Genomic DNA, 12,660 nt, shown 5'->3' with positions numbered 1-12,660 from the left:
CTGTCTTCATCTATTATCTAAAAATAATCATAACACTATATGAATAACTCATCTCAAAAAATATCTGTTGTTGAAAAAATCGGCTACAGTTTAGGAGATTTAGCCGCCAACTTGGTTTTCCAGACGCTTGTTACCTATTTGGCGTATTTCTACACCGATATTTATGGTCTTAAAGCAGAAGACGCGTCCATCATTACTTTAACAGTTGGTTTGATTGCCGGTTTTGGTTTCAACCCGCTTGTTGGTGCATTGGCTGACAGAACGCGTACCAAATGGGGCAAATTTCGTCCATGGATTTTGATTACTGCGGTTCCACTTGGGGCGGCGGCACTTTTTGCATTCAGTACACCAGATTTTTCATACAAAGGAAAAATGATTTATGCAGCAGCAACTTACACTGTATTATTGTTGTTATATGCAGCCAACAATCTTCCGTATGCTGCTCTAAGTGGTGTTATTACAGGAAATATGAGTGAGCGGAACAGCATTTCTTCTTACCGTTTCGTGGCAGTAATGTTTGCACAGTTTTTCGTTCAGGTTTTTATGTTGCCGATTATTTTGTCTGTCGGGCAAGGTGACAAAGCGGCGGGAATAGAAGTTGTAATGACCTGGCTTGCTATAATAGGAACGGTGATGTTGCTGATTACTTTTTTCACAACCAAAGAAAGAGTAATTCCAAAACCTGAGCAGGAATCTACACTTAGCGCTGATTTACAGGATTTGAAAAAAAACAAACCGTGGATAATCATGCTGTCTGTTACAGCTTTGATATTCATTACTTTAGCTATGAAAGGTGGTTCGTATGTTTATTATTTCAATAACTATGTCGATGAAAATTCACTTAAAAACTTCATAGCTCCGATTACAGGATTTTTTAATTCGATCGGAATGAATTTCTTTGGAGAAGATCCACGTTCTGCAGGCTTCGGATTGTTCAATGCGGGCGGGATCATCATGATGATTGTCGGAATAACGGCCTCGAAAAAATTTGCTGATAAATATGGGAAAAGAGATGCATTCATCGCTTCTTTATTTATATCGACATTATTCGTATTAGCATTCGTATTTTATCCACCAAAATCTGTAGGCTTAATGTTTTTGTCACAGATTTTACACGGTTTTTTTTACGGCATTGGAACACCTTTACTTTGGGCAATGATTGCCGATGTAGCCGATTACTCCGAGTGGAAAAACAACCGTAGAGCAACAGCTATTATTTTCTCTGCAATGATGGTCGGTCTGAAAGTAGGTTTGAGCATAGGAAGTTCGTTGGTAGCATACATCATCGGTCAGTACGGTTACATCTCATCTCAGGGCGCAGAAACAGTACTTCAGCCGGAAACCGTTTCAGCAGGAGCTAAAATGCTGGTGAGCATATTCCCGTCAATACCTTTCTTTTTGGCCTGTGTGCTTTTGATGTTCTATGAAATTAACAAAAAAATGGAAATCAAAATAGAGAGTGAACTCAAAAAAAGAAGAAAATCGGAGGATTAGTATTTTTTGATTTGGGCAGCTTTATCCGCACTCCGTTCCCGCTTTTTGTAGTTTTGCCGGCACTTTATCCACCACGAAAACTACAAAAGAGCTCCACTCAGGTCGGGCTGCAGCAATTCGGGATTAACCGCAATTAGAAAATTAAAGCTTATGAAAAAAATAGCAATATTATTAGGAGTGTTAACTTTAGCTGTCTCTTGCAAGACATCCAGCACAGTTTCTTCCAAAGGTTCTTTAAAAGATTCGTACAAGAATAATTTCTATATCGGAACAGCGATGAGCCTTCCGCAAATTCACGGAACCGATGCTAAATCCGATGACATTATCAAAAAACAGTTCAGTTCCATCGTAGCAGAAAACTGTATGAAAAGTATGTTTCTTCAACCTCAGGAAGGACAGTTTTTCTTTGATGATAGTGATAAATTTGTAGAATTTGGCGAGAAAAACAAAATGTTCATTATTGGTCATACATTAATTTGGCATTCACAATTACCGAAATGGTTTTTCACAGATAAAGATGGGAAAGATGTCTTGGCAGAAGTTCTGAAAGAAAGAATGAAAAACCATATCAGTGCTGTTGTCACAAGGTACAAAGGCAGAGTAAAAGGTTGGGATGTCGTGAATGAAGCCATCATGGAAGATGGTTCTTACCGGAAAAGTAAATTCTATGAAATCCTTGGCGAAGAATTTATTCCACTAGCGTTTCAGTATGCTCACGATGCAGATCCTGAAGCAGAGCTTTATTACAATGACTATAATGAATGGCATACGGGAAAAATAAAAACGGTTAGTAAAATTGTCCAGACTCTGAAATCTCGGGGTATCCGTATTGATGGTGTTGGTATGCAGGCTCATGTAGATTTGAAATCACCGTCCATTGAAGAATATGAAAAAGCGATTCTGGAATATACTTCAAACGATGTGAAAGTGAATATTACAGAATTGGAAGTCAGTGTGCTGCCTTCACCTTGGGGAACTTCTGCAAACATTGCGGACAGAGTAGAATATGACGCCAAAATGAATCCCTACACCAAAGGTCTTCCTGAATATGTAAAAACAGAATGGGAAAATCGTTATTTGGATTTCTTTAAATTATTTTTAAAACATCAGGATAAAATCCGAAGAGTAACTCTTTGGGGCGTAACTGACAATCAATCCTGGAAAAACGATTTCCCTGTAAAAGGCAGAACGGATTACCCACTGCCATTTGACAGAAACTATCAGGCAAAACCAATTGTCAAAAAATTAATTCAGTTAACAGAAGAAAAATAAATAATATACTTCAAAAGATATATTTTTTTAAAAAATCAGCTTTTTTTAGTTATGAAATCTATTATATATCAGTCTATCTAAAATCTAAACCATAAAATGAACAAAGCAAAATATCTCTTTCCAAGCGATTATATGGCAGATCCTTCCGTACACGTTTTCGAAGGCAAATTATATATTTATCCGTCACACGACCGTGAAAGCGGAATCGAAGAAAATGATAACGGTGACCATTTCGATATGAATGATTATCACGTTTTTTCTTTGGACGATGTAGAAAATGGCGAAGTGACAGACCACGGCGTTGTGCTTTCTGTAAAAGATATTCCCTGGTCTGGAAGACAGCTTTGGGATTGCGATGTAGCGCACAAAGACGGCAAATATTATATGTATTTTCCTTTAAAAGATAAAAATGACATTTTCAGAATTGGCGTTGCAGTAAGCGACAAACCTTCCGGACCTTTCATTCCGGAAAAGCATCCGATGTTGGGAAGCTATAGCATTGACCCTTGTCTTTTTGAGGATGACGGAAAACATTATATGTATTTTGGTGGAATCTGGGGCGGACAATTACAACGTTACAGAAACAACAAAGCTTTAGAATCGGCTATTCTTCCTAGCGATAATGAACCAGCTATTGCTTCAAAAGTAGCGGTATTAAGCGATGATATGCTGGAATTTGGTGAAGAACCAAAGGACCTTATAATTCTCGACGAAAACGGAAATCCTCTGCTTCACGGCGACAAACACCGTTTTTTCGAAGCTTCTTGGATGCACAAATACAACGGGAAATATTACTTTTCTTATTCAACGGGAGACACACATTTGATTTGTTATGCAATCGGAGATAATCCTTACGGACCATTTACGTTTCAGGGAGAAATTTTAACACCTGTTGTGGGATGGACAACGCATCACAGCATTGTAGAACTTAAAGATAAGTGGTATCTTTTCTTCCATGACTCTGTACCGAGCGAAGGAAAAACCTGGCTGAGAAGTATGAAAGTTATTGAACTTGAATACGATGAAGATGGAAAGATAAAAACCATCGAAGGTCTTGAAGAATAATCTATAAAAAGTCTCAGAGGTCCGATTTAACTAAGAATAGGATAAAATCCTATTATCATTGGAAGGGGCTTTAGCCTGTTTTTAGAAGACGATATACAATTTGGCTTTAGCCAAAACTTAAATAATTTAAAAATTTAAGAATGAAAAATTTCCGACATTATATATTACTTTTTTTAATCCTTCCATTCATAGCTTTTGCCGAAGACGGAAGTCAGTTATGGCTGCGATATCCGGTCAATTCAAAGCCAAGAAACATTGTAAATTCCAACAGCAAAAGTCCGACGCTGGAAATCGCCAAAAAAGAACTGAACAATCATTGGAGCGGGCAACCAATCGATTTGAAAATTGATAAGTTTCCGGATAGTTTCAAGGATGGTTATAAAATCATTTCAACCCCGAAAAAGATTACGGTTTTGGCTAAAACAGATTTAGGATTGTTGTACGGAAGTTACCATCTCTTGAATCTGCAACAGCAGAAAGGCAGTTTTTCTAATCTGAATATAGAAGAAAAACCGTCTTACGATATCAGAATTCTGAATCATTGGGATAATCTGGACGGCACCATTGAACGCGGTTATGCCGGTCATTCGCTTTGGAAATGGGAAGACTTACCCAATAAAATTTCACCTAGATGTGAAGAATATGCGAGAGCTAACGCCTCAGTCGGAATCAATGCGACAGTTCTGAATAATGTCAACGCTTCGCCAAATATGCTTCGTGAAGACTATTTGAAAAAAGTAAAAGTTCTCGCAGATATTTTCAGACCTTATGGCATCAAAGTTTACCTTGCTGTCAATTTTTCATCGCCGAAAGTATTGGGAAATACGAAAGATTCTGACCCGTTAAATAAAGACGTTCAGAAATGGTGGAAAGACAAAGCTTCAGAAATTTATAAATTAATTCCCGATTTTGGAGGGTTTTTGGTGAAAGCCAATTCCGAAGGAGAACCGGGACCGCAGGATTATGGAAGAACGCACGCCGACGGTGCCAATATGATGGCCGATGTTCTGAAACCTTATGGTGGAATCGTGATGTGGAGAGCATTCGTTTATAGTCCGAGTTCAGATGACCGTGCCAAGCAAGCTTATCTGGAATTTATGCCTTTGGATGGGAAATTCAGAGATAATGTGATTATTCAGATTAAAAACGGTCCGGTAGATTTTCAGCCTCGCGAGCCATTTCACCCATTGTTTGGGGCGATGAAAAAAACGCCTCAGATGGTTGAATTTCAGATTACCCAAGAATATTTGGGACATTCTAACCATTTGGTTTATTTAGCACCGCTTTTTAAAGAAAATCTTGATAGCGATACCTATTCAGACGGAAAAGGTTCTACAATTGCAAAGATTACAGATGGTACATTGAGATCGGCAAAATTTACAGCCATTTCTGCGGTAGCAAACATCGGTGAAGATACGAACTGGACAGGTCATCATTTTGCACAATCCAACTGGTTTGCATTTGGAAGATTAGCCTGGAATAACGATTTGACTTCGGAACAGATTGCCGATGAATGGATTAAAATGACTTTTACGAATGATGATAAATTTGTTACTCCTGTAAAAGAAATGATGCTCACTTCCCGAGAAACGGCTGTGGATTATATGATGCCATTGGGTTTGCATCATATTTTTGCAGGCGGACATCACTACGGACCTGAACCTTGGGGTGATTACAAAGGAACTCGAGCCGATTGGTCGCCAGTTTATTATCACAGAGCAGATGCGCAAGGTTTAGGTTTTGACAGAAGCAAAACCGGAAGCGATGCTGTTTCGCAATATTTTCCCCCTCTGAATGAGATTTATGGAAATATCAAAACGACCCCGGAAAATCTGATTCTTTGGTTTCATCACGTTCCTTGGGATTACAGAATGAAGGACGGAAAAACAATGTGGGAAGAATTGTGTTACAAATACGATTTGGGTGTTCACGAAGTGAGAGATTATCAGAAATTATGGAACAAAATGCTGCCTTATATCGATGAACAAAGATTTTCGGAGGTTAAGGATAAATTAAAAATTCAGGCTGAAGATGCCGTTTGGTGGAAAGATGCTTGTCTGCTGTATTTCCAGACCTATTCCAACAGGCCAATTCCTGATAACATCGAAAAACCTGTTCACAAGTTGGAAGATTTGAAGAAAATCAAACTTCCGATGGGTCATCACAATTAAATAAAAATTCAATCAACAACTTTCTGAATCTTTTTTAAGACAGCAAGTTGTTTTTTTAATCAATTAAGTGTAAATTTAACACTTAAAGAAAACTCAATAATAAAAATAAAAATCAACATATGAAATTTTTTATAGACACTGCCAACCTGGAGCAGATAAGAGAAGCCAACGACTTGGGAATTTTGGACGGCGTAACCACCAATCCATCGCTAATGGCAAAAGAAGGAATCAGCGGGAAAGAGGCGATTCTAAAACATTACAAAGATATCTGCGACATTGTTGATGGCGATATTTCGGCAGAAGTTCTTTCGACAACATACGAAGAAATGATTGCTGAAGGCGATATTTTAGCACAAATCCATCCAAACATCGTGGTGAAAATACCAATGATAAAAGACGGAATCAAAGCTTTAAAATATTTTTCAGACAAAGGAATCAAAACCAACTGTACTTTGATTTTCTCAGCAGGACAAGCACTTTTAGCAGCAAAAGCCGGAGCAACCTACGTTTCTCCATTTTTAGGAAGACTCGATGATATTTCCACAGACAGCTTGAATTTAATTGAAGAAATCAGATTGATTTTTGATAATTACGGTTTTGAAACTGAAATTCTGGCCGCTTCGGTTCGTCATTCAATGCACATCATCAACTGCGCAAAAATCGGTGCCGATGTCGTGACTTGCCCGATTCAGCCGATACTTTCGTTACTGAAACATCCTTTAACAGATTCAGGTTTGGAGCAGTTCATCAAAGATTCACAAAAAATGCAATAATGATGCACGATATTAAACAATTAAATCAAATCGCTTCTCAGGTCAGAAGAGATATTGTAAGAATGGTTCACGCCTGTCAGTCAGGTCATCCGGGTGGTTCGCTCGGTTGCGCTGATTTTCTTGTCGCTCTGTATTTTGACAAGATGAAAAGAAATGACGGCTTTGATATGAAAGGAAAAGGCGAAGACGTTTTCTATCTTTCCAACGGTCACATTTCGCCGGTTTTTTACAGCGTTTTGGCGCACACAGGTTATTTCGATAAATCTGAACTGGCCACTTTCAGAAAACTGAATTCCAGACTTCAGGGCCATCCAACCACGCACGAAGGTTTGCCCGGAATCCGCATTGCATCGGGTTCTTTGGGTCAGGGAATGTCTGTTGCCATCGGTCACGCCGTCGGAAAAAAATTAGATAAAGACGAAAATCTGGTGTTCACCCTTCACGGCGATGGCGAATTGCAGGAAGGCCAAAACTGGGAAGCCATAATGTACGCCTCTCACAACAGGGTCGATAATCTCATCGCAACCATCGATTACAACGGTCAGCAGATTGACGGACCAACTTCAAAAGTTCTTTCTTTAGGAAATCTGAAAACCAAATTCGAAGCCTTTGACTGGAAAGTTCTGGAAGTGGAAAACGGAAATGATATGCAGGAAATTCTGAACGTTCTGGACGAAGCAAAATCCTTAACCGGAAAAGGTCAGCCGATTTGTATTCTCCTCAAAACAGGGATGGGTCACGGCGTAGATTATATGATGGGAAGCCACGCGTGGCACGGCAAAGCGCCGAATGACGAGCAACTGCAAACCGCATTAAACCAACTCGAAGAAACTTTAGGCGATTATTAATTTGAGAATAATTTGGGCAGCTTAATCCGTCTTCCGTTCCCGCTTTTTTGAAAATTTACCAACGCTTTTTCCAACACCAAAATTTGCAAAAAGAGCTCCACTCAAGCGGGGCTGCGAGAAATCGAGGAACGAGATTCATCTATTCAAAATAAAAATAATAAAGTGGAGATAGATTCGCTGTTCAAAACCAATCAATGAACAAAGCATTCAAGAGAAAAAGTTTTCTTGAAGAACAATGGAATTTATTGTGATGTTTAATTTACAGGTCGCTCCTACGGAGCTGGATTCTGCAGAATTAATTTTCTATTAACAGTTCGCCACACTGGGGCTCTATCTTAATAGGCTTTATAATATAAAAAGCTCCATAGGAGCAAACTGATAATAGATTAAAATAATTATGCATCATAAAAACTTGTAGAGGTGACCTGTAAAGCCTTCAATATTGATTATAAACAATAACAAAATACCGTAAAAAACACAAAACAAAACATTAAATATAATTCCTTAGGTGAGCGAAGCGCCTTTGCGAACGAAAAATTCTCAATAAGATAAAAAATCTTTACGCTCTTTGCGTTTAAAACCATCAACAAACTAAATCAAATGAAAAAATATACCTACACAGAAAAAAAAGACACCCGAAGCGGTTTCGGAGCCGGAATGGCAGAGTTGGCCGATAAAAACCCAGAAGTGGTCGGACTTTGTGCTGACCTGATTGGCTCTTTAAAATTTGAAAAATTCATTGAAAAAGCACCGGAAAGATTCTTCCAGATCGGAATATCAGAAGCCAATATGATTGGAATGGCTGCCGGTTTGGCAACAGAAGGGAAAATTCCGTTCACAGGAACTTTCGCCAACTTTTCTACGGGAAGAGTGTACGACCAGATCCGTCAGTCGGTTGCATATTCAGGGAAAAATGTGAAAATCTGTGCTTCCCACGCAGGTTTGACTTTGGGTGAAGACGGCGCAACACACCAGATTCTGGAAGATATCGGATTGATGAAAATGCTTCCTGGAATGACCGTCATCAACACCTGCGATTACAATCAGACCAAAGCTGCGACCATCGCTATTGCAGATTACGAAGGTCCGGTTTACCTACGTTTTGGACGTCCGGTGATTCCGGTTTTCACAGATGAAAATCAAACTTTCGAAATTGGAAAAGCGTGGATGGTGAACGAAGGAAAAGATGTGACTATTGTGGCGACCGGACATTTGGTTTGGGAAGCCATCAAAGCCGGAGAAATTCTTGAGGAACAGGGAATTGATGCGGAAATCATCAATATTCACACCATCAAACCATTGGATTCTGAAGCGATTTTAAAATCTGTAAAGAAAACAGGTTGCGTGGTTACTGCTGAAGAACACAACAGACTTGGCGGTTTGGGCGACAGCGTTGCACAGCTTTTGATTACGGAACATTTGGCGCCTCAGGAATATGTTGCGGTAAACGACAGTTTCGGAGAAAGCGGAACACCGGACCAACTAATGGAGAAATACGGATTGACTGCGAATGACATCGTTGAAGCGGTGAAAAAAGTGATGAAAAGAAAATCATAAAGTTCGAAATATTTCATTTTTAGAAAATGCGATATTTTAAACCACAAAGGACACAAGGTTTTTCACAAAGGACACAAGTTTCGTGCTCTTCGTGAATCCCTTTGTATTCTTTGTGGTTAAATTACTTCGTCTTTAAGCTAACTGAAAATCAATATGAAAAAAATACGCTGGGGAATTCTGGGAACAGGAACAATTGCGCATAAGTTTGCATCAGATCTAAGATTTGTCGAAAATGCTGAACTAGTAGCGGTCGGTTCGCGTTCTGTTGAAAGTGCCAAAGCTTTTGCTTATGAATTTGGTATTCCAATAAGTTTTGGAAGCTATGAAGAACTCGCAAAATCTAACGAAATTGACATCGTTTATATTGCGACGCCCAACAATCTCCATCATCCGAACACTTTACTTTGCCTGAATAATGCGAAAGCCGTTCTCTGCGAAAAACCATTTGCATTGAATGAAAATCAGGCTTTGGAAATGATAGATTTAGCGCGAAATAAAAATCTATTTTTGATGGATGCGTTGTGGACGAAATTTCTTCCGCATTATCAGAAAATAATAGAAATCGTTAAAAGAGGAAGTCTGGGTGACATCAAAGTGGTTTTGGCGAATTTTGGTTTTCAGGCTAATGCAGAACCAAATTCCCGTTTGTTAAATCCTGAATTAGGTGGCGGTTCACTGATGGATATTGGGATTTACAACATATTTACAACGCTGGACATTTTAGGAAAACCGGATGATATTAATGTCAGCGTTAATTCAACAGAAAAAAGAATTGACGAGCAATGTGCCGTTATTTTTAAATATAATAACGGCGCAATGGCAAGTCTGTTTTCTTCAATTTCAGCCAATTTAGGAACAGAATTTGAAATTTCCGGAACGCTTGGAAGATTAAAACTAACAACACCTTTTTACGCTTCAACTTCGATTTTAGAATATTATGTTGATGGAGAAAAGCGAGTTATCGAAACAGAAAAAGAAGAAGGTCTCGGTTATCAGTATGAAGCCCGTCACGCAACAAACTGTCTTCTGAATGGATTGACTGAAAGTTCGGTTGTTCCACACTCCGACAGTATTTTGCTGATGCGGACTTTAGACCAAATCAGAACTCTTGCAGGAATTGTTTTTCCGACTGAGCAGGATAGTCACCTGAACAGAAAAGCGTAACTTTAGTCAATATTTTAAACTTTCCATACAGAATATAATTTGCAGATTTTTATGCAGGAGAATTTAATCAATTACACAAAAGAGGCTTTTCGGTCGGCTTTTGAATCGGAGCCGGAACGGATTTTTCTCGCTCCGGGGAGAATCAATATCATTGGTGAACACGTAGATTACAGCGACGGATTTGTACTTCCTGCCGCCATCGACAAACATATTTGTTTTGCAGTGAAAAAGTTACATGATTCTGAAATATGTACTTTTTTCGCCAAAGATTTCAATGATTCTTTCAGTTTTAATGTGACTGAAAACCAAACACCGGTTTCGCAGACCTGGGTGAATTATTTGCTTGGCGTTTTCAATGCGATTCAGGAATTCGGAAAAGAAATCGGGGGCTTGGAAATTGCTTTCAGCAGTACAATTCCGATGGGTTCAGGTTTGTCATCTTCGGCTGCTTTGGAATGTGGTTTTGCTTATATTCTCAATGAACTTTTTGATTTAAATTTATCTAAAAAAGAATTGGCGTTGATCGGACAAAAATCCGAACATACTTTTGTCGGTGTCAAATGTGGCATTATGGACCAGTTTTCTTCGGTTTTTGGAAAAGAAAATCAGGTGATAATGCTCGATTGTAACTCTCTGGAGCATCAGTATTTTGAAGCCAATATTGAAGGTTACAGTTTGGTTCTGTTCGATAGTTGTGTGAAACATACGCACCTAACTTCTGGCTACAACGACCGACGAAATGATGTCGACAACGGCAAGAAAATATTGTGGCAAAAGTTTCCTGAAGTCCAGAAATTTAGGGATTTTAGTTTTGAAATGCTAGACGAGGCAAGAGCGGAAATGGGCGAAACTTCCTATAAAAGATGCCTTTATCTTCTCAAAGAAATCAAACGTGTTGAAAAAGCAGCAAAAGCTTTGTCAGAAGGCGATGCGGAATATTTGGGGGAACTTTTAAATGAAACACATTCAGGACTTTCTACTGAATTTGAAGTGAGCTGTGATGAACTCGATTTTATGGTCGAAGAAACTTTAAAAGAAACCGGCGTTTTAGGCGCAAGAATTATGGGCGGAGGTTTTGGCGGATGCAGTATCAATCTGATTAAAGATGAAAATGTGGATGTTGTCATCGAAAATATCACTGCGAAATATAAAACGGCTTTCAACATCGAAATGAAAGTTTACCGAGTAAAAATATCGGATGGAATTAATGAATACAAAGAAAATGAATTCGTCATTTGATCAAAAAAAACATCCGCACAGAAGATACAATCCGCTTTTGGACGAGTGGATTTTGGTGTCTCCGCAACGCGCCAACCGGCCTTGGCAGGGACAAACCGAGAAAAGGGCAGAAGAGAGGCTTCCTGCTCACGATGAAAACTGCTATCTGTGTTCAGGAAATACGCGTGTTAACGGTGATAAAAATCCGGATTATAAAGGTGTTTTTGTGTTTGAAAATGACTTCGGTTCCCTGATGAAAGATGAAGTGGAATTTGCTGAAGAAACTTCCGGTTTTTTTTCATTACAACCGGAAAGAGGCATCAACCGCGTCATCTGTTTTTCTGAAAATCACAGTTTGACTTTGCCTGAAATGGAAGTGGATGACATCAAAAAAGTGGTTGACGTTTGGCAAAATCAATACAGGGAACTGGGTAATCTGGATTACATCAATCATGTGCAGATTTTTGAAAACAAAGGTCAGATAATGGGTTGCAGCAATCCGCATCCTCACGGACAAATCTGGGCGCAGTCATCAATTCCGTCTATTGTTTTGAAAACTCAGGATAATCTGAAAAGATATTTTGATAAAAGCGGAAATTCGCTTCTGGAAGATTACGTCAAAAAAGAACTTGAAGCAGATGAGAGAATCATTTTAGAAAATGAAGATTTCATTGCAATAGTTCCGTTCTGGGCAGTTTGGCCTTATGAAACAATGATTGTCAGCAAAAGAAAAATTGAAAATGTTCTTGATTTTTATGATCGGGAAAAACTTTCTTTAGCCTCAATTCTTAAAGATTTAACTACAAAATATGACAATCTTTTCGAAATGTCTTTCCCATATTCAGCAGGAATTCATCAATCGCCAACAGACGGCAATTCTCATACTGAATGGCATTTTCATATGCATTTTTATCCACCATTACTGCGAAGCGCAGAAGTGAAAAAATTTATGGTTGGATACGAAATGCTCGCTGAACCGCAACGTGATATAACACCGGAACAAAGTGCGGAAATCTTGAAAAATCTTTCAAATATTCATTATAAAAAACAAATAAAAAGATAGTTTTATCTTTGCAAAACATTTAACAATAAAGAAAT

Annotated in this window: 10 protein-coding genes; all 10 read left to right on the top strand. The window is 38.7% G+C overall.

Translation table 11 applies throughout. The features are described 5' to 3' along the window. Window positions 1-39: 39 nt before the first annotated feature. The 10 genes from BUA97_RS00885 to BUA97_RS00840 all read left to right on the top strand — a co-directional run bounded on the left by BUA97_RS00885 (window position 40) and on the right by BUA97_RS00840 (window position 12,625). A complete protein-coding gene (locus tag BUA97_RS00885) occupies window positions 40-1,494 on the top strand; it encodes an MFS transporter (protein WP_072995919.1) in 1,455 nt (484 codons plus the stop codon). Window positions 1,495-1,644: 150 nt separating this feature from the next. Continuing rightward, on the top strand, window positions 1,645-2,766 hold the full coding sequence (locus tag BUA97_RS00880) for an endo-1,4-beta-xylanase (RefSeq protein WP_072995917.1): 1,122 nt from the start codon (window positions 1,645-1,647) through the stop codon (window positions 2,764-2,766). A gap of 96 nt (window positions 2,767-2,862) precedes the next feature. Further along, entirely contained in the window at window positions 2,863-3,831 is a 969-nt protein-coding gene (locus tag BUA97_RS00875; protein WP_072995914.1) for a glycoside hydrolase family 43 protein, read from the top strand. A gap of 140 nt (window positions 3,832-3,971) precedes the next feature. Beyond that, complete coding sequence (locus tag BUA97_RS00870; protein WP_072995913.1) at window positions 3,972-6,002, top strand: alpha-glucuronidase; 2,031 nt, start codon at window positions 3,972-3,974, stop codon at window positions 6,000-6,002. Window positions 6,003-6,121: 119 nt separating this feature from the next. Next, window positions 6,122-6,775: a fructose-6-phosphate aldolase gene (fsa, locus tag BUA97_RS00865; protein ID WP_072995911.1), complete on the top strand. Its 654-nt coding sequence runs from the start codon at window positions 6,122-6,124 to the stop codon at window positions 6,773-6,775. A 2-nt stretch (window positions 6,776-6,777) separates the two neighbouring features. Next, window positions 6,778-7,623, top strand: a complete 846-nt coding sequence (locus BUA97_RS00860) for a transketolase (RefSeq protein ID WP_221405651.1) — start codon at window positions 6,778-6,780, stop codon at window positions 7,621-7,623. Window positions 7,624-8,223: 600 nt separating this feature from the next. Then, window positions 8,224-9,180, top strand: coding sequence for a transketolase family protein (locus BUA97_RS00855; RefSeq protein WP_072995907.1), 957 nt, complete (start codon window positions 8,224-8,226; stop codon window positions 9,178-9,180). Window positions 9,181-9,333: 153 nt separating this feature from the next. Next, entirely contained in the window at window positions 9,334-10,344 is a 1,011-nt protein-coding gene (locus tag BUA97_RS00850; protein ID WP_072995905.1) for a Gfo/Idh/MocA family protein, read from the top strand. Window positions 10,345-10,395: 51 nt separating this feature from the next. After that, entirely contained in the window at window positions 10,396-11,583 is a 1,188-nt protein-coding gene (gene galK / locus BUA97_RS00845) for a galactokinase (protein WP_072995903.1), read from the top strand. Further along, the gene (locus BUA97_RS00840) at window positions 11,567-12,625 is read left to right on the top strand and encodes a UDP-glucose--hexose-1-phosphate uridylyltransferase (RefSeq protein WP_072997165.1); all 1,059 of its coding nucleotides are present in this window, start codon (window positions 11,567-11,569) and stop codon (window positions 12,623-12,625) included. The genes galK and BUA97_RS00840 overlap by 17 nt, the downstream gene beginning before the upstream one ends. Window positions 12,626-12,660: the final 35 nt, after the last annotated feature.

This window comes from Epilithonimonas mollis (assembly GCF_900142325.1).
GTDB lineage: Bacteria > Bacteroidota > Bacteroidia > Flavobacteriales > Weeksellaceae > Epilithonimonas > Epilithonimonas mollis.
The sequence above is the reverse complement of the archived record's forward strand: the minus strand, read 5'-3'. Positions and strand labels throughout refer to the sequence as shown.

Excerpts from the sequence above, each read along its gene's own strand:
- BUA97_RS00885 (WP_072995919.1), top strand. The coding sequence starts at position 40 with ATGAATAACTCATCTCAAAAAATATCTGTTGTTGAAAAAATCGGCTAC.
- BUA97_RS00880 (WP_072995917.1), top strand. The coding sequence starts at position 1,645 with ATGAAAAAAATAGCAATATTATTAGGAGTGTTAACTTTAGCTGTCTCT.
- BUA97_RS00875 (WP_072995914.1), top strand. The coding sequence starts at position 2,863 with ATGAACAAAGCAAAATATCTCTTTCCAAGCGATTATATGGCAGATCCT.
- BUA97_RS00870 (WP_072995913.1), top strand. The coding sequence starts at position 3,972 with ATGAAAAATTTCCGACATTATATATTACTTTTTTTAATCCTTCCATTC.
- fsa (WP_072995911.1), top strand. The coding sequence starts at position 6,122 with ATGAAATTTTTTATAGACACTGCCAACCTGGAGCAGATAAGAGAAGCC.
- BUA97_RS00860 (WP_221405651.1), top strand. The coding sequence starts at position 6,778 with ATGCACGATATTAAACAATTAAATCAAATCGCTTCTCAGGTCAGAAGA.
- BUA97_RS00855 (WP_072995907.1), top strand. The coding sequence starts at position 8,224 with ATGAAAAAATATACCTACACAGAAAAAAAAGACACCCGAAGCGGTTTC.
- BUA97_RS00850 (WP_072995905.1), top strand. The coding sequence starts at position 9,334 with ATGAAAAAAATACGCTGGGGAATTCTGGGAACAGGAACAATTGCGCAT.
- galK (WP_072995903.1), top strand. The coding sequence starts at position 10,396 with ATGCAGGAGAATTTAATCAATTACACAAAAGAGGCTTTTCGGTCGGCT.
- BUA97_RS00840 (WP_072997165.1), top strand. The coding sequence starts at position 11,567 with ATGAATTCGTCATTTGATCAAAAAAAACATCCGCACAGAAGATACAAT.